The following is an 18,410-nucleotide window of genomic DNA, read 5'->3' as shown; positions in this document are numbered from 1 at the left end:
TGTCATCTTATATTGGATTCATATAATAATACCCCAAACCAGACTAGTAGTCCGTGATAGTAGCTTGTCTATCCATCCCCCTGAGGAACTCTTCGACCCGATCGCCGACGACTTCTCCCAGTTTTGGTGGTACTGCATTCCCGATCAGACGACCGACTTTGGTGATCCCGACTGCTTCAAGGTCGTCGGCGAAGCGGTAGTCCTCGGGGAAGGTTTGTATCATCGCACCCTCACGAAGTGACAGTGCACGATCTTGATCGGTGTCGTAGTGGCCGAACCGTCCGCTTCCGAGGTTGTAGAACTGAGTCGTGATAGTCGGTGCTGGTTCGTCGGCGACCATCCGACCGTACACTGCTTCGTAAGTCTGACCACTCGCCTTTTTGTGACAATCGAGCTGGAGTCTTTCTGGCCAATCGCGCCAGCTTCCACCGGGTTCTGAGTGTCGGATCCGCTCTAAATTCTTCTCTGATAGAGCACGTGCAGTGTGTAGAGGATCGTTTTCGGACGTCTCGCCTGCTTCTAGAGGTTCTAAGTGGTCTATGCGGTTTTTCACGGTCGGATACTCTTCAGGTTCGGGTCTCAACGGCTCACCGAGATCTATCCGACCATTTCTCGACGCCAGAACGACCCATCTACGCCTGGTCTGAGGTATATCGTGTTCCGGGCAGTAAACTCGCCTGTCGTTCTCCGGATTCAAGTTGTAGCCGAGATCATCTAGGCCATCTATGAATTCGTCGTAGACGTCGGCGTGGCGGACTTCGAAGACGTTCTCCATGGCGACGATGTCGGGTTCGGTCTCCCCGACGATCTCCAGAAACGCTCGTAGCATTCCGTACTTGGAGTGCTCGGAGCTGTCCGAGCCGTGGGTCAGTGGAGAGAACGGCTGACACGGAGCACATCCTGCCAGTAGAGTGGCGTCGGCTTCTGGGTCGAAGTAATCTGCTACCTTCTCCGGTTCTTTTCGTGCAAGTTCGCCCACATCCTCGAGAACGAACTCTGCCTCGTTGTTCTGTTCGTAAGGAAATTCACAGTCTGGGTCGATGTCGATACCTGCCTCCACAGAGATACCGGCACGCTCCAGTCCGTTGGTGAGCCCACCGGCACCACAGAACAGATCGATAGCAGAGATATGCATTCGGTCGTATAAGGGTATGACCTCTCCCGACTAAACATTTTACCAACGGACACTGTCACCGCTTCATCGCGTCCACAGTTACAGATAGTCCTATTCTCAGCCGGAGGTGATCCTGTCGAACGGTTGTATTCAAGTAGGAATCAGAGGCTCTCGTAGTACTCACAGTAACCGTTCGCAAAGCACTGGTCACAAGCCGGATCTGATCGACAAACCGCTGCCCCAAAGTCGAGTAGTGCTAAGTTGTAAGTACGCGGATCGGCCTCAGGGAGAAGCTCTTCAGCGAACGTGATCTGTTCTGATCGGGTGTCCGGCCAGTCGGTATCGAAGACTCGACCGTACACCCTCTTGACGTTCCTATCGAGAATAGGTAACGGCTCACCCCGTGAGAAACAGAGTGTCGCGTTGGCTACGTAGTGCCCCACACGAGGGAGTTGAGTAAGCTCTTCTACTGTCTCTGGAAGTTCGCGCTTCTCGGCGGCAATACTCTTCAGCGCCTCTGCTCGCATGTTGTAGAAACCGAGCGGTTCGATCACGTCTATCAACTCCTCTTCGGTCGCTCCATCGATCGCACGGAGATCAGGGAATCGCTCCAGAAAATCAGGATATACTTCGGCGACATTCCCTGCTGGTGTCTGGGTGAGGAAGAACTCGGCGACGAACACCTCGTAAAGCGACAGTTGCTCGTCGCGCCACGCGAAGTCACGCAAGTTCTCTTCGGCCCACTCCATCAACTCGGAGCGGAACTGCTCCTGTTTCAGGCTCCCCATCGTTTCCGGGTATTACCGCTACCGTATTGAAAGCCCATTACACGGCGGATCTCCAATTCCTAGACCTGAATTCGAGGACAGCTGAATCGATTGGCTTAGTCGTCGGCCGTCCCGGCATTCACAGCGGGTACTTCGGCACCGACATGCGAGAGAATTCCTCTGCCGATGTGTTCGCCGAGTAGCGGCGGAACCGCGTTCCCGATCAACCGTCCCAAGTTCTTCACTCCGACTTCGTCCCAATCGTCGTAGAAGTCGTAGTGTTCTGGGAAGGTCTGTAGTAGCGCACCCTCCAAGAGGGACAGCGCTCTATCTTGATCGGTGTCGTAGTGGCCAAACCGACCACTTCCGTAGTTGTAGAACTGGGTCGTGATCGTCGGAGCGACTTTATCCGGTTCCATTCGGCTATACGGAGCTTTGTACGATCGACCGCTGGACTTCCTGTGGCAGTCTGCTAACAGGTGGTCTAGGCCTTCCTCTTCCCAGAGTCGCCAATCTCCACCAGGCTCCATATGTCGGATACGTTCGAGGTTCGTCTCAGAGAGAGTTCGTGCCCTATGGAGGTCGTGGTCTGGATGAACTTCTCCAGCTTGGAGTGAGGGTAGGTGCCCGATCGTTTCCCGGACAGTCGGATACTCGGACTCATCTTCGTAGAGGGGGTCGGGCAGAGAGATCGGTCCTTCTTTCGAGGCCATCATCACCCACCGTTTCCGATTCTGTGGAATCCCGTACTCCGGACAGTAGACCTTCTTATCTTCGTCGGTGTTTACGTGGTACCCGAGTTCTTCGAGAGTCTGAACGAGTTCGTCGTAGACGTCGTCCTTCCGTACCTGGAGAACGTTCTCGGTGACGACGACGTCCGGCTCAACGTACTCGACGATCTTCTTGACGTCTTTGAGTAGCCCCCACTTCTGGTGGTCTTCGTGCGTCTTGTCTTTGGAGTGTCCCATCGTCGAATACGGCTGACAGGGTGCACACGCAGCTAGAACGTCTAAATCGGAGTCCCACGGAAACATCCTCGCCACGCGTTCGGGGTCCTGTGAGAGGGGACGTACGTCTGTTTGCTTGTACTCGGCACCGATGTTCTGTTCGTAAGCGTGGTTACAGTGAGGGTCCTTGTCAACCCCGACGTTCACAGAGATACCGGCCTGCTTTAGACCGTAGCTGAGTCCTCCAGCGCCGCAGAAGAGGTCCACCGCGGTAATTTTCATAGTCTCAATTCCTAGTAGTCCAACATAAGTGCTGGTGTATCTATGCCAGCATTGGGGTTTTTGTGATACAGTGACGACAAGATCTGTATGTCGGATGATCCAGAGCCCACAGAGAGATACGATGGATTGCTCACAGTCCGTCTCTTAGACGACGATGCAGGGAGAGAAAATATCCAGTGTTCCTCCTACAGAGAGGCTATCGAACTCGTCAAAGACAATCGCTACTCTACAACCGCGGTCAAGATAATCGACAAGGATGGAGACGTCGTGTTTGACTCCCTAGATATGGATATCGACGATTGGGAGACTGAGTGGAAACACGCGAAACGTCAACTGTCGGTTGAAGCCGACGATTACGATTGTCCATACGACAACGTCGCCTGTTTCGCCGATGACCTCTGTGTCCAGTGTAAGATGGATAAAGTCCAGAATAAACACCAGAACAGATGATCGGATAACTCATCACAGCGGCTGCCTCAACGACCATATCTATGCTGTACTTGACTAGTTGGAGACCCAAGTGATCAGAATGTTTCTCAACTGGTTCGGATGCCGATGGAATAAGCAGATCCTGCGCTGAATGGCTCTGAAAATGGATCGCTATCCAAGAGTTTCGGAGAATTGACTCCCGATCATCCACGGTTCATATTTAACGGTGAGTTCCACGCTCGGAGAGCACCGTGAGGCGAACGATCAGAGTAGGCGATAGATGGAAAGGGGGGACCGACACGTTTATCGAGGTCACCCAATACAACGACAATATATCTATTCTGAACAAATGACTCGAAAACCACACGACACGGCGGGCGAAGCAGAGTGGTTCTTCTTCAATGGAGGGCCGGGCGCCCCACGATACGGAGACGACCCGACGAAGCACTCTGTTGATCACGACGCCGAGGCATTCGTCCGCGAAGTGTTACAAAACGCGAACGACCAAGGACTGGACAACGAAGACCCGGTACGGGTCACCTTCCGGTTCGTCACTCTGTCTGGGGAAGACAAAGAGGCGTTCCTGAATACGTTAGAGTGGAAACAGGGGCTCGAAGACCGACTCGAGGCTGTCTCGCGAGCCGAACACGGTCGAAGATACGGCGATCTCTTGGAAAGGATGGACGATCCCGACGCCGAGATACGTCTCCTGATCGTGGAGGATAGGAACACGACCGGTCTCACGGGCACTTGGGAAGAAGATTCTAACTACGCCGCTCTCGTCCGAGACGAGTTGTACAGTAGCAAACAAGACGACACAGCCGGCGGATCGTACGGTCTCGGGAAATCAGTACTCTGGACGTTTTCTGGTGCTTCGACGGTAGTGTTCAACTCGTATCCGACGGACGTGTCCGAGGATACACAGGCTCCGCGGGTAATAGCGAGATCCAAGTTCCCGACACACGAACTCCCGGACGACGATACTACGTATCAGGGTGCTGGATGGTTGTGTGAAACCCGGGAGACCGAAGACGGTATCCGTCCCATGTCCATGCGAGGCGAGGAGGCAGAGCAACTGGCCGAACGACTGCATGTCGGGCGGGACGACACCAGTGGAACGAGTGCGATGGTCGTCGATTTCCAAGACCCAACCCGGGACGAACGACCAGAGATCGACGACCTTGCAGAAGAGTTCGTGGAGGCCTCTGTCAAGTATTTCTGGCCGGCCATCTTCCGTGACGACCTCGAGGTAACTGTCGAGACGCCTGAAGAAACGTACGAGGCGAAGACAGAGAACGTCCCTTCGATCAGGCCCTTCCTGGAGTGTTTCAAATCGAGGTTCGATGAAAATCAGCTACTCGGCGAGCCAGGTGACGTAGCAGGACTAGATATCCCAGTAAACATCCCCCCACGTGCAGATGGTTCCGAAACTCCAGACGGAGAAGTCCGACTGGCTGCTCGCCTCGCCTCCCCAGCAGACGACGATACCTATCTCAACAAAGTGGCCTTGTTCAGGGGGGCAGGGATGGTGGTGAAGTATTACGATCAGAGTCGAGTGGCCTTCGGTGATCGAAACTTCCACGCCATACTCGCTAGTGGAGAGGCACGCACCGATTTCCCACCTTCTGATTCCGACCAAGAGGTCGATCGGTTCTTGCGTTTCGCCGAACCTCCAGAACACGACGAATGGGAATCTACCGAGAATCTACGAGAACAATACCAGCGTGGCTTCAGAACGGCGCTCGAAGATATGTTCGATACGATGCGCGATGGTCTCCGTCATCTCCTCGCCAAGAGTGACGGAGGCACAGATATCCTCTCCGACAACGTGCTGAACCGTTTCCCGATCCATGGGGATGGAGCCCCGAGAACGACTGGCAACTCTACACCGGCAGAAGTCTTCGAGATCGTGAGTTCCTCGCAGTTCGACGGAGAGCGCTGGAAGTTCTCGGGTCGAATCGAACCAATCGTGGAAGAGTTCGATGGATGGACCGCCGAGATATCGCTCACCGGTATCGGCGAAGACGGTTCGAGATCCGACGAGATTCCCGTCGACTCGATGTCTGTGGACGACGAGAACGTGACGAAGGTTCACGAGAACGGGACTGCTCGCTTAGTTGCAGACGCAAATACGGAGAACGTCTCGTTCGAAGGATACTCTCGTGCCACAGACGAAGACGACATGTTGAGCGGTAAAGTCGGCGAGACGCAGATCGAAATCAAGGCGGAGATCCAGACTACGGGAGGTGACGAACTTGACTAAGCACACGCAACGGCACAGGAGTACGACCCTCCCGTTCAAATATCGGGACACCGGCCTCGACTTCGACCTAGAAGAGTACTCTGTCGATGGATCGAAGCCCAAAGAACTGGATCTCAAAGCAGGCCAGACCGAGGTCGATCTAACGCAAACGCTTCCGTCACCCGAAGACGAGGGAGCGGACGATTGGGAGAAGGTCACCTTGTTTGGTCGTCTCAACGTCCCAGAGGAGACCGTCGAAGCTGTCTTTCCAGAGCAAGAGCGCGACGATCCTCCAGCAAAACTCTACGTCGCGGTGCGTTGTCACGAGACGATATATCGTGACAAGACGGTCATATCCGACGAACCCACTGCTCCTGATTCGTACAACGCCACGGTGAGGATACCGAAAGAGATGGTCAGGGGGACGGTCGAGCTTCGCCCCTACCTCGTTCGAACGGAGGATGGGCCGACAGATGGACGATACGCTGGAAAGAAGAATTTCAGGCTAGCGAGTGGAACGATCTATTCCGTGGTCGTCGATCTCCCGCCAGGAGAGCAACCACCGGCGATCGACGGTGAAGAAGTCAGCTTCTCACGCACACCTCACCTCCCTGAAGGTGACAAGCTCTACTACCTCGACTTCCGAAACGAGAGTCGCCCGAAGCTCTGGATCAACTCGGATCACCCTCGCATCACCGACATACTCCAGAGCCAAGGGTCGGTCGGGGCCGAGGCTCGGATGCGAGACGTGATCCTCGACGAGATCAGTTACGGTGTCTGGTCCCAGTTGATCGTCCGTGCGGCCTGCGCTATAGACGAAGATGGCGACGTAGAACACGATTGGCAGCAAACTGTCGTCGACACATTCGCTCGTAATCTATACGAGGTAGACGATGTCTCTGAAGCTGCACACATGCTGCGAGCAGACGTTTCCGACCCCGAAGCGTTGCCTCATTTGATGGATAGGATCGACAGAGAACTACAGGAATACATCGACCCGAGAACACAACTGATCAACCTCATGGAAGAAGGACTCCGGATCTGATATGGCCGAGGAAGAACGACTACATCGATTCGTCGAAGACGGTCGGAGACTCGTCGGTGAGGAGTTCCTCAAGGGTGAAGCAGAGATCCCCGACGAGGCATTGGACGAGTACGTAGAACCGATGCCAGGTGGAGCGACAGGTGATCTCCAGACACTCAACTCGAGGGTCGAGAAGATCTTGGCTGAGCACTCTGAGACCGACACCGCGATGGACGGGGCCCTCGCCGAAGATGTGCACCGGTGCCTGGACATCACTCGGCGGACTGCTGGTGATCCAGGCCTCTGGCACTGGATCGCGGTTGATCAGTATCCCGAGTTCGTACGCCACCGCTGGGAGTATCGCTCCGAAGCCGCGATGAGAGAAAAGTTCCTCGGTGCGGGCTCCGACTTGTACTCAAACGCCATCCACCGTCTCTGGTGGATCGCGGAGCTCACGTCCCGTGGCGACGATTACTCGACGACTGACGCGGTCTTTGCCAACCAGACGATGGTCAACAAAGTCTTCGACCGCTGGTTCGCGCGCTACCAACCCGCCGTTCGAGCCATGTGTGACGAACTCGCGGACGAACCGTCGCGTGTCATAGACGAGACGACGCGACGGTTCAATCACGCACTGACGAACGTGCAGCTTGAAGGACTGTCAGAGAACGAGGCACGAGAGATGATCAGACAAATCGTTGCGGAGTCTCGGTAAGGACCTCTCACTTAGCCTCGATAGTGAGAAAATCTTCTATCGAGAGGATCTGTAACGCTGAGTCAGTATCGTATCGACTCACTATCTGGTCGTTGATTCGTTCCGGTACGGACTTGTTTTCTGAGCCCAGGAAATCCGTGAAGGAGTCGGGAAGACCATCACCGCTCTCGTCCGCTTCACCACCTTCTACAGCACTTCCTGTATCCTCGTCGCTTCCCAAGAGGTCTTCAGTGTCTTCAGTGAGAAATGTACCTGATCCGCCATTTCGGCTCCACGCAGCTGCATCACAGAGAACTCTGATATCGTCCTCGTTCTCGACGACACCGCGGAGCAGACCAACTAGCCGAGCGTCAACCCCATCGATGGCCAGGACAGTGAGGACTCCGTCGGTCTCGAAGAGTTCGTTTCTCGCCTTCTCCAGCCGATTGATCAGCTCGTTCAATCGACGAACTACTTCGACGTCGTCCATCTCGGTGAGGTCGGAGTACAGGTCGATAACGTACCGCACGTCGTTCTTCTGGTCCAGATCGGTGGGCTCGTACTCGTCCAGATCGCCCTTCGCAGCAAACTCAAGGAGCTCTCGGTGGATGTCTTGGTGCCGATCAGCTACCGAGACGAACTCGCGCTTGATGCGCTCGCTGGCTACTTTGTCGAGATCGGTGTCTTCAAAGAGCCTATTTGCGTCTGCCTCCCCTTCGACAGCGTAAGCGAACAACACGCAGGTATCGGTGAAAAGGTCCTCTACCTCCCCTGCGGGTACAATTTCACTCATCTCGACGCATCGCTTGGAGCGCATTGGCTCGACTGATAGTTTCAACGTCGTCTTCGTGTTCCGGGTACTGATCTGAGGTCGGAACTAGACCAGCATCCACACAGGATTGACCAACACTGTCGATGTGTTTCTGTAGATTGTCCTCCACAGTGAAGTGCTTCTGGACAGACCACTTCCGCAGGGTCGAGGCGTTCGGACCCTTCGCGGTTTCTTTCGACATCAAAAGGGCGGGATACTCCCAGATCCACTCGTTGTAGACCTGCTTCAGTTCTTCCAGCACGGTCACCTGTGACTCCGTGACTTCTGAAGCACGCGTCTGACTGAGGACGAGAAACGCGTCCTCTACTAGATTTGTAAACTCTCGGACTTCGTCGAGAGTCTGACTCAGGAAGTCGGTACCTACCAGGCCGAGGTGGATTTGAGCAGCAGCTCGCCCGACATCCTCGTACCGCTCTGTGCCGAACACCTGAGAAGGCTGATCTGCTGATGATCCCCGTCGAGCCGTCCGAACCGCCTCTAACGCGGAATCGAGGTGTTGCCGGAGCGACACGTTCCCCAGGTACAAGTCCCGATACTCCTCTGGCGCGTGTGACTCGTAGAATGCCGCCAGGAAGTCCAGGTCGCTCGCATACCACCAGTCCTGGTCTAAGTTGGGTGTGAAGTCACTGCGTCGGTAGAAATCGACGATGTCGTCGAAGGCCGCCGTGAATATCCCCGACTCGCGTGCGTCCGGTGTGGGCATCTGCGTGCTCGTTGGACCGACTGTCCCCGACTTCGGAGCCGCTGGCATCACGGCCCCGAACTTGTACCAGCTATACGTGACCGGGAACGTCTCGTCGTCACCGGTGAAGTGCTTGACCGCGAGGTACGTGTACTTCTGCCTCTTGATCCGAGTCCCGTACTCCCAGTTTAGGTCGGAGTGCTCTCTCACTGCCTGTTTCAGGGCAGTCTCGACTTTTTCGAGGACGTTAGACTCGTCCGGCGGGGCGTCCGGGTGCATTACCGTATTACCTCGGGAACGGGCGTTCGAATGTTCGACACGAAGTACGTGAAAGTAAGTGTACTAAGGCGATTGTACTACTCGCATAAGTATCTTTCTGGGTCTGTTGAAACCCCATTAACAGATTTGAAGCGCGTGCTGGATACAGAGGGTGAGTTCCATCCCAGGATCAGTCCACCGAAGAGCAACTCAGGAGTCTTCAAACTCGTCGTTGATGTACTCTACCATTTGCTTAGGGTCAAGCGGAATCGTTCGATTGCCCTGTCGGAGATAGAACTCCTGCTCACCTTGATTTTCAAGATGTGCTGGCCTCGAAGCATGATCGATGTTCACGACGCAGACGTCCTTGTTCTCCATCGTGACGAACGAGACATCAATGAAGTCGTTGAACCGCGGCTCCATAGCCGACCCGATAATGTCATGGAGGTGGCGTTGGAATACCTCTCGCTTCTGTTCCTCGCTAAACGTTTCATAGTCGTCTTCAAGTCCGTAGATATTCCCATCGTCCTCCACGCCAATGAGCAACGTCCCACCCTCAGTGGAATTGAGGAACCCATTAATCGTCTTGAGACACTGATACTCAACGCGACCCATCGGCATCCCTTGATCCTTCACGTCAGTTCGGAGAGTGGATTTGAATTCCGTCGTCTGTGTCTCTCCATCTTCAATTAGGACTCGCACATCGGTGTCTTGAGCGGCGGAGTCGTGTACGTTGAGCGGGATTCCCTCTAGATGGTCATCAATCTCGGAAATGAAGAGTTCGACACGTCGGTTGATGAATTCATCAAGGGTCTTGTAGCCGACATCGTCGTCTCTACTCCACTCGAGCAGTACCTGCGGAATAAGGTGTGACGCCAACACTGCCTCAAACCCGTCACCATCGTAATCCCGGAGATACTCGACTGGATTCCGATCACTGATTTCTAAGTTCGTGATCTGCGGGAGATACGCGATATTCATCAAGCTATCTTCGTCGTACTCGTCTTCTCCGGGATAATTTTCGATGAAGTTACGTGGGAAGATGTGGTGGAGATTCGGTTCCTTCTGAAGTTGATAGTACACGTCTGTGAGGACCGAACGGTCATAATGTTTCCAGTCTTTGGGGTCATGTGAGGCTATGAACGCGAGAATTGCCCGCGAGAACCGTCCCTGGTAGCTGTACGATGCTGATCGGAGATCGTGCTTGTTAAGTCGGAACTCCTCAAACTCAAATTCGCCACCGGTCTTTTCATCATAAAGCGGGTCAAGGTGATCCTGACGGAGATGTCCGGTATGCCGGAGCAGGTTCTCGGACTGGAATGAGTAGAACCAGAAGTATTTCTTGAGGAAGTCGTAGTCTGGGTCGTCGTTCTCGTAAAAATAAAATGCGACGGTGATGTAGAAGTACCGGAAGGGAATTAGATTCGGGCCTTTGAGATTAAGATGGTTTTCGAAGAAATCAAACGTCATGCGGAAGGCCCGCTTGGCTTCGTCCCACACCGCTTCAATGTGGTGGGTTTTGATTTCGTTAAGGAATCTATTTGTAATATTGTTGACCTCATTATCGTCCACGTGATACTTGATGATCATAGCCAACATCTCTAAATACGTCTTGTTCGAGATGCTGACGAACTCGCCTTCTGTGTTTTCCCGGAAATCCTCTATCATTTCACGGAGATAGAATCCGCCGTCGGGATGTCCAGTCGGACGGAAAGTCTTGGCCACGATGATATCGAAGATGTCAAGGGGCTCTCCTTCCTGATTAACTCGCTCGAAAATCTCAGTAACTTCGTTGATCTCTATATCACGCAGTTTGATGAACGGGATTCGATACTGCTGCAGGACTTTACTGAAACTCCGCAACCGATCTCTGATTGGATGCCCGTTTTCAAGCCCCTGGGCAGCTAGCTGATCGTCAATCTCCCACGGATCTTTGTAGATATCAATAATTTTGAAAACATGCTCGCTGTCGTCGTCAACTTCGTCCTCAAAGAGAAATCGCCGCTTATAGTTGGCATCGTCCACGTCATCTGCTTCCTCAACAGTCAAGTCGATATACAACGTGGGATCAAAGTCACCTTCCCATTCTCCCTTCACGCCGTACAGAGAGGTTAGCAGGGAAGTTGTCCGCTGCTGCCCGTCAAGAATGTAGTTGAAATTTGAATTTTTATCTGGATCGTTTATTTCGTGACCACCGATTTCCCGGTGCTTTTCAAGCTCGGTATCAGAATTCCAGATAAGGATACTTCCGATGGGATAAAAACGATAGATACTGTCCCACAACTTCTTGATGTTGTCCCGTTCCCAAACGACCTCCCGTTGGAAGGTAGGGATCTGATACTCCTTCTGTTTCAATCCCTCAATATAGGACCCAATTGGTTCGTCATCGGGCCTGATTGGATCGCCGTGCTGCATGTGATAAAACAGGTCACGGCGAGCACCATTAAAGTATGTAATAGCTTTCACCCTCAAGACACGAGCAGTATCCCGGCTATATCGGGAGATCAACTGGGTACGAGTACTCGAACACTTCGTCGAACACCGTCGCGGCCTCCTTGACTATGTCACCTTCCACGACGACGCCGAACTCGAAGTTAGTCGAGAGACTCGTATCAGTCAGGTTCGCGCTTCCGACGTAGCAGACCCTATCGTCAACGATCACGATCTTCGCGTGAGTCGCAAACGCCTGAGAGCCCTGTTTCTCGTCCCATCGGTAGAGGTCTCTCACCTCGAAGTTGTCGCGGTGGTCCTTGTCGATCAAGTCCCACATCTTATTGAGCGTCGTTCGTGTATCGCCTTCCTCGTCTGCGGTTTCTCGGGTCAGTAGTCGTGTCTCGACACCTCGTTGGGGGAGACTCGCAAGGTCGGCCACGAGTTCGAGTGATGGATCGAAGTACGGGTTGGCGATTCGGACCGACGAATCGGCGTCGAACACTTGGTTGCGGATCGTAGAGGCGATGTCTGGGATCGAACGGACGCGTGCGGAAGTCGGTTCGAATCCTCCCGGAAGTGTGGCCACGAACTCGACGACGTCGTCCTGGCCCGTTTGGGAGGAACGACCGTCGGATGCAATCACCGCGGCTTGCTGGGTCAGTACTCGATCCACTTCGAGAGGATCGACCTCGAAAGTGTAGTCCGCAAACCCCCGCTCGTCGGTCGCTGATTGAGTTGCTGCTCCGTTCTTCTGAAGACAGGTGAAGAGGGCAGCCATTTCTCGGGTTGTCAGCGGTGTTTCTAACCCCCGATCAACGTCTGCCCGAGTTACGTCGCTGTGGTCAAGAGCCAAGATGGTGTCTCGGATAGCGACGACACGGTCAAGATCATCGAACTGGCGAACCACCGCAAAGTTCGAACAGATTGAATCGTGATCGTCGGTCACACGTACTCTGACTCCCAGAACGCGGGTATTCGACCTCTGTCGTCGCCGACTAGATATCGGCGGTCGAGGTTCCCGTTGGCGCTCTCGCAAGCGACTTCACTCATGTGAAGGCACGCGTGGCAGGCACCGTCCTCGTGTTCACATACGGGGTCGTACACGCACTGCTGGACATCCGCGATAGTCTCGTCAACCCACGGGTGAATCCTCGTCTTGAACAGTGTGTGCATCCCTCCTAGGGAGAAGTGTTCCGTGCTGCTCGCGTAGAGGAAGATCGCCGGAATGCTTGGCATAACGTACTCCGAGATGCTGTTGCTGTCGAGACCACACTGTCCGCTCGCCGTCCGCATCAGCGCGTGGCTCATCGAGTGGAGGAGCGTGTACACTTCCCGTGTGAGCTCGTCTTCTATGGGCGAGTAGTGGTCACGGAGTTCGTTGGTGTCCACGTTCTCCAAGAACCACTCCTTGAGGTCACTCTCATCGTCTGTATCGGGACGCTCAACACCACGCAGTGTTCCCTTCTCGTCCAGCCACTCGATGATCGCGGATCGGTCCACTTGGAGGACGATGGCCTCAGAGGGAGTTTGGTCAACGTAGACAGGGGTGCTGTCCTCGCCCCGGGGGTGTGGGAAAGGCTGTAGATCAGTCCGAGACCGTTCGGGGCGGTCCCGGGTGAACCCGAACGTGTAGTTCAGCAGGGGGAGATTGTCCACGACCCACGCCGACGCTATGTTCACTTTCTGGAGTTTTTCCGGGTAAACCTCTGCCTCCGGGTTCGATTCGAGGAAATCATCCTGGTCCAAAAGACCGTCTAGGGACAGAGGAGTGGGTTGCCGCTCCATCCCGTCCGTAGCATCTAGATTCCCTTCGTATCCCTGAGTCGAGCGCAGGTAGGTGAAGAGTTCGTGAGAGAGCGTCGAGTACGCCTGATCTACGTCACTTTCGCCGCCTCGCTGGGAGGGGAGCTCGACACGTTCGCGGTTCTCTTCCACGACCTCCTCTCGCGTCGAACCCTTTATCGTGTCTTCCGCGACGTCAAAGACGTCTCCGAGATCCACTCCGCTCTCGATCATCTTTTCGACCTGTTCTGCGCCCACTTTCTCCTTCAGGTCCTCTATCTGCTTCTCCCGGCGTTTCGCGTCGCGTTCGTCGGTCGTCATCCGACCGAGTTCTTCGTAGGTCTTCCCCTCCTCTTCGACGACGTCGTCGAGGTCACCGAGGTGAGCGGCCATCAGTATGCGGGCCCAGCTCTCACCGTATTCGATGTCGCCGCTGTATCGTTGGTCGATTGGAAGGTTGACGAGGACGTCGCCTTGGGAGTAGTAAACGGAGTTGCTCGCTATCGGACGGAAGTAGACTCGCTCCTTGTTGCACTTGGTACAACGCTTCGACATGTTCCCACAGAAGTCGCCACACTCACCACAGTAGAAGTACCAGGAGAGGGGGTCGTTGATGTTCTGCTTGTTGAGGTAGATGTTGTCGTATCCGTGGTCCGGGTTGCTACAGGGTTGCGGGTTGATCGACATCATGTTCCCGCAGTCGTGCACGAGAACGAAGGCGAGCTGCCGGAGTTCACTGCCACACTCGGGGCACTCCCCGTTGGTGTAGAAGAAGTGACTGGGCTCTTTCTTACTCACGACCCGGTGGCAACTCCGGTTCTGACAGTACATGGTCAGGGGGTAGAGTGATCCGACGACGCGGTTTGGTCGGCGGAAATCTACGTCGTCCACTGTGAGATCCACCCAAGGGTCCTCGTCGTCGTTGCGGAAGCTGGACGCGTGGGTGGCAATCTGTTCGGCGACGTAGTTCGCGTCGAGCGAACTGACCTTGTCTGTCTCCCACCGCGATACTTTCATCGACAGTCCCCGTCGTCCGTAGTCGAACAGCGACTTGGGACCGAACCGATACATCACCTGCGCCAGACCGCGTTTCATCTCTGAATCTGCCATGATTACTGCCTCCTGTCAAACATATTCAGCACCTGTGCGGTACCCGTATCGACGTCGACTGGGAGCTGCTCGTCGATATCCCGTAGACTCCGCATCGGTCCTCGGTCGTCCTCACTACGCTTGATCATGTTCCCGATCCATCCTTGGTAACCGTCCTTCGGGTGGCCGGACATGCACCGTTCCCAGATATCTTCGAACTCTCGCTCGACTTTCCGCTCGTAGAGATCGACCGTCCGATCCTCCGCCCATTCAGGGCGCTGGTCGGACGTGACACAGTAGGACCGCTTCACGAATTCGAGGAGCTCGTCCTTGTCGAGATCGCCCGCACGCTGTGCTTCTCGGAACGAGTCGTAGAGGTACACGCGCCCGGCGGAGGATTCGAGTTGCTCGTCGTAGTACTGGAGGAGCGTCGCAGCGAAGATACCCGGCATCGTGCAGCTCACGGCGAACTCGGCCCACCGTTCCAGCGGGGTCGCTTCGACGAGGAGGTCCTGGAAGTCGTGGTACCGGTCGAACCGTGTGTAGTGGGAGCGGTCGCGGACGTGGACCGGATTGAACAGGTCAAAGACGGTACCGGTGACGTGGCGACCGACACGAGAGTACGCCTGGATGTACTCCGCCGTCTGTCGTGGCATTCCGAAGAACGAAATGAAGTTCAGCGTGTCCACGTCGACGCCGTGGGAGATCATGCTCGTCGCGTTCACGATGTCCACAGGGTCGTCGGGATCCTCCGATTCGAGACGTTCTAACACGTCACGAACGACATCAAAACCCGTCTCACCGCTCATCACTACGGAGTTCAGCGCATCGCGCTCTTCGTCCCGTGTCTCCAGCCACGGGTTGATCATTGAGGGGACGGCACGCTGGAGACGGTCGCTATCTACCTTCTGGATGTTGTACGCAACCTGCGCATCGTAGTACTCCAAGATCTCCAGGACAGCGTTCCGCTTCTCCGAATCATCGTCGGGAAGGCCGAGGTCAACGACCTCCCCGTACGGTGTCGTACGATGGTGTTCCCGTTCTAATGCCGCCAAGAGTTCGTCCGGGTTCCGCTGATAGTGTTGGACAACGTCGGCGTACTCTCGGAGAACCTCAACCAGCGCGTACGTCCGCGATACGTTGTGGGGGACCGAACCGACGATGCGACGACCGAGTCGGTGTGGGTCCTCGTACGCATAGAACGACTGTTTGAGGAGCGGGCCCGGAGAGGGGTAGGTGTTCACGTCTTTCCAGTAGAGGGCGTGAACCTGGTTCTCGGCACCCTTGATCGTCGCCGTCGCGGTGACGTTCTTGATGTCCCATCCGTCACCGACCCGGTTGGCCCACTCCTGGAGGAACGTCTCGTAGTGGGAATCGAACGCGCCGAACTCCTCTCGGAGCAAGTGGAGTTCGTCCTGAATTAGGATCGACGGTGGGTCTACTGGGTCAACGTCATCTACGTCTTCGTCACAACTGTACCGTGAGTATCCCCGGTTCGCAACCAGACATTGGTTTTCTCCCGAGAACCCGTGCTTCGGGCAGCGTTTCTTCAACCGTCCGAAGAGGGTACGGAAACGGCGTTGCATCCCGACTACCGCGATCTTGTCAATCGTGCTCACTACGAAGGTCGGAGCGTACCGATAGACCTCTCGGTCCGTCACGTAGATTGGGAGCTCCTCTTCTTCACAGTCGTCGTTCGTACAGATGTGGAGGAGGCGCATCCGGTCGTAGTCGCCGTCCAGCTTGACGGCGTCCTCACCACAGAACGGACACGTCGTCACGATCTTCCACTTCTCTGCGTATCGACTGTCCTCCTCTTTCACCAAGCTGATATTATCGGTGAGATTACCGTCCTCGTCCGTCTCCATCAGTTGGTTTGGGGTGTTCCCACTCCCGACGAAGTACCCGAGGCTGAACTCGTCGGTGTCTGGGCACTCACGACGGCGAATCAGCTCCGCTTGTGCGAAGACGTCTGCGATCCGCTGTAGTTGTTGGAGGGAGAGCAGGCGAAGCGGGAACTTCGTGAGCGCAGTCGTTCCGTGAGCTTTCCCCCGGAGTCGATCTCGAAACGCGGTAAACACGACGAGCCCGAGGTACGCCTCGGTCTTCCCGCCCCCAGTCGGGAAGTAGATCACGTCAACCTCGTCCAAACAGTGGTCCTCGGCGTCGATATCTTCGGTTTGGGCCACGATGTCCGGGATGGCCATGACGATGTAGATGATCTGGAAGAGGTACCACTCCTCGTACTTCTCCCCCATCTGGTCGAAAGTCTGGTTCATGAACTTGAACGCCGCCCGACTGTGGCCTACGTCGTCCCGGATGAGTTTTCGGCCTTGGTCAAAGCGCCGTCGTTCCTTCTCGAACGCCTCGAGGTTCTCGTCGAACTTCTCGCGTGCTTCGTCGCTCCGGTCGGTCAGGACTTCGGAGCGCATCGACTCGTATTGTTCCCGGGCTTCTTCCATCTCCCGAGAGATGCGGTCCAAGTGCGTCTCGATAGTCCCCCAGGCGAAGTCGCTGAACGGGGCTGAGAGCGTCTCTCGGCTACGGTACTTCCGCTGCTCGTGAATCGGAACGGTCACCGTCTCTATCGTGGTGGGATCGGTTCGTTCGACGCTACAGTTGCGTCCGAGACCGTCCATCTCGGGATCGTAGTGGTACTCGTTCCTGATCTCGTCGGAGACGAACGGCTCAATTGGAGTCTCCTCGACAGAAACTTCGGAGTTGACGTCGAAGAAGAAAGCCCGCCACTCCTCGCCTTTAGGGTCAAGCGCATCGGGATACTCAATACCGTGTTTGTTCACGAAGGAGACGGAGACGATGATGTCGTCCTCGTCGTATTGGGCTGTGAGTGATATCTCGAAATCCCACACTGGCGTCGGCGTGTCTCCACTGAATCGTTGTTCTAAGAACGTCTCGAAGGTTTCCTCGTCTTCCAGAGCAGTTTCCGGAATCTTGTCCTCGTTACGACTGTCTACCTCTTCCGGCGGGTCCGGCTCCCGGTACCGGCGCTCGTCTTGCCGGTAGGTCTCCATCGCGTCTGTCAACGCATCGTCGGCCGTGAGTGGGGACAGCTCGCCGTCGGACTTTGCGGCTCGCTTTAGGTCGCCCGCGGTAACTCTGAGAGGGCCAGCGTCGATCTGAACTCGTTCGTACACTGGTCGGAGTTCCTCTAGCGACGCGTCATCTCCAGGATACTCTCCGGATTCTTCGTCCGCGGAATCTTCTGCCTCGGACTCTTCGTCCTCTTCAGGCGGTGTGAGCGCATCGTCTTCGGCAATCTCCGGATCGAATCCGACGGGCCCACCAAACTCCTGTTGCTCCTCGTAGGTCGGTAGACGGCGATAGTAGACCTTCGCAGTCGGGTTGATCTTCACCGTCTCGTCGTCCGGAACTGACGCCGGGAGCTTGAACTGGAGCCCCATAGTGAAGGGTGCGACTCGCGTGGCGATGTTCCCGAACGCGTCGTCGGACTCTTGCGCTTCGCGGTACTGGTACTGGCTCGCTAGCGCGCCTGCGAAGAACTGGTCCTTCGGATTGACGTCGTAGACGGTCTGACCGTAGTCGCCTCGTCCCGTGATTCGTTCGACGAGTCGTTCCAGTAGAACGTTGTTGACGGCTTGGTGCTGCTGATAATCCTTGTCGTCTTCATCTATCTCGTACGCGTCGTCCGGTGGTCGAACGTACCCGCGAGAGTCGGATTGTGGTGGAATTTCACGCGGCCCAAGGCCCATACCCTCTCGTCATCGCAGAGTGTCATAAGTTTAGGGAGGTAGACCGATTCGGGACGACGGACTAACTGGGGAACCAGAGTGGGTTACTCGGTCCACTCGTTTCA

At 55.4% G+C, this 18,410-nt stretch carries 13 protein-coding genes; 4 read left to right on the top strand and 9 right to left on the bottom strand.

What is annotated here, in order from left to right:
* Positions 1-43: 43 nt before the first annotated feature.
* From BV210_RS02570 to BV210_RS02560, 3 genes are all read right to left on the bottom strand, one after another.
* Positions 44-1,135, bottom strand: coding sequence for a DNA cytosine methyltransferase (locus tag BV210_RS02570; RefSeq protein WP_077205130.1), 1,092 nt, complete (start codon positions 1,133-1,135; stop codon positions 44-46).
* Between the two features lie 140 nt (positions 1,136-1,275).
* A complete protein-coding gene (locus BV210_RS02565) occupies positions 1,276-1,902 on the bottom strand; it encodes a hypothetical protein (RefSeq protein WP_077205129.1) in 627 nt (208 codons plus the stop codon).
* 95 nt (positions 1,903-1,997) lie between these two features.
* On the bottom strand, positions 1,998-3,110 hold the full coding sequence (locus tag BV210_RS02560; protein ID WP_077205128.1) for a DNA cytosine methyltransferase: 1,113 nt from the start codon (positions 3,108-3,110) through the stop codon (positions 1,998-2,000).
* Between the two features lie 87 nt (positions 3,111-3,197).
* On the opposite strand from BV210_RS02560, the gene BV210_RS02555 reads away from it, so the two are divergent.
* From BV210_RS02555 to BV210_RS02540, 4 genes are all read left to right on the top strand, one after another.
* Positions 3,198-3,560 carry a hypothetical protein gene (locus BV210_RS02555; RefSeq protein WP_077205127.1) on the top strand — a complete coding sequence of 121 codons (363 nt, stop codon included), beginning with the start codon at positions 3,198-3,200 and terminating at the stop codon, positions 3,558-3,560.
* A 328-nt stretch (positions 3,561-3,888) separates the two neighbouring features.
* The gene (locus tag BV210_RS02550) at positions 3,889-5,802 is read left to right on the top strand and encodes a hypothetical protein (RefSeq protein ID WP_077205126.1); all 1,914 of its coding nucleotides are present in this window, start codon (positions 3,889-3,891) and stop codon (positions 5,800-5,802) included.
* On the top strand, positions 5,795-6,826 hold the full coding sequence (locus BV210_RS02545) for a hypothetical protein (protein WP_077207942.1): 1,032 nt from the start codon (positions 5,795-5,797) through the stop codon (positions 6,824-6,826). The genes BV210_RS02550 and BV210_RS02545 overlap by 8 nt, the downstream gene beginning before the upstream one ends.
* Position 6,827: 1 nt before the next feature.
* Positions 6,828-7,520: a DUF6339 family protein gene (locus BV210_RS02540; protein ID WP_077205125.1), complete on the top strand. Its 693-nt coding sequence runs from the start codon at positions 6,828-6,830 to the stop codon at positions 7,518-7,520.
* A 7-nt stretch (positions 7,521-7,527) separates the two neighbouring features.
* Here the strand turns inward: BV210_RS02540 and BV210_RS02535 are convergent, their stop codons facing one another.
* The 6 genes from BV210_RS02535 to BV210_RS02510 all read right to left on the bottom strand — a co-directional run bounded on the left by BV210_RS02535 (position 7,528) and on the right by BV210_RS02510 (position 18,306).
* Positions 7,528-8,292, bottom strand: a complete 765-nt coding sequence (locus BV210_RS02535) for a hypothetical protein (RefSeq protein ID WP_077205124.1) — start codon at positions 8,290-8,292, stop codon at positions 7,528-7,530.
* Positions 8,285-9,292 carry a hypothetical protein gene (locus tag BV210_RS02530; protein WP_077205123.1) on the bottom strand — a complete coding sequence of 336 codons (1,008 nt, stop codon included), beginning with the start codon at positions 9,290-9,292 and terminating at the stop codon, positions 8,285-8,287. Before BV210_RS02530 ends, BV210_RS02535 begins: the two co-directional genes overlap by 8 nt.
* A gap of 189 nt (positions 9,293-9,481) precedes the next feature.
* On the bottom strand, positions 9,482-11,686 hold the full coding sequence (locus BV210_RS02525; protein ID WP_077205122.1) for a DUF262 domain-containing protein: 2,205 nt from the start codon (positions 11,684-11,686) through the stop codon (positions 9,482-9,484).
* A 76-nt stretch (positions 11,687-11,762) separates the two neighbouring features.
* Positions 11,763-12,650, bottom strand: coding sequence for a phosphatidylserine/phosphatidylglycerophosphate/cardiolipin synthase family protein (locus BV210_RS02520; RefSeq protein ID WP_157525768.1), 888 nt, complete (start codon positions 12,648-12,650; stop codon positions 11,763-11,765).
* Complete coding sequence (locus tag BV210_RS02515) at positions 12,647-14,596, bottom strand: DUF1998 domain-containing protein (protein ID WP_077205120.1); 1,950 nt, start codon at positions 14,594-14,596, stop codon at positions 12,647-12,649. Before BV210_RS02515 ends, BV210_RS02520 begins: the two co-directional genes overlap by 4 nt.
* 2 nt (positions 14,597-14,598) lie before the next feature.
* A complete protein-coding gene (locus BV210_RS02510) occupies positions 14,599-18,306 on the bottom strand; it encodes a helicase-related protein (RefSeq protein WP_077205119.1) in 3,708 nt (1,235 codons plus the stop codon).
* Positions 18,307-18,410: the final 104 nt, after the last annotated feature.

Origin of the sequence: Halorientalis sp. IM1011 (genome assembly GCF_001989615.1) — an archaeon.
In the GTDB taxonomy this organism is placed as follows: domain Archaea; phylum Halobacteriota; class Halobacteria; order Halobacteriales; family Haloarculaceae; genus Halorientalis.
The sequence above is the reverse complement of the archived record's forward strand: the minus strand, read 5'-3'. Positions and strand labels throughout refer to the sequence as shown.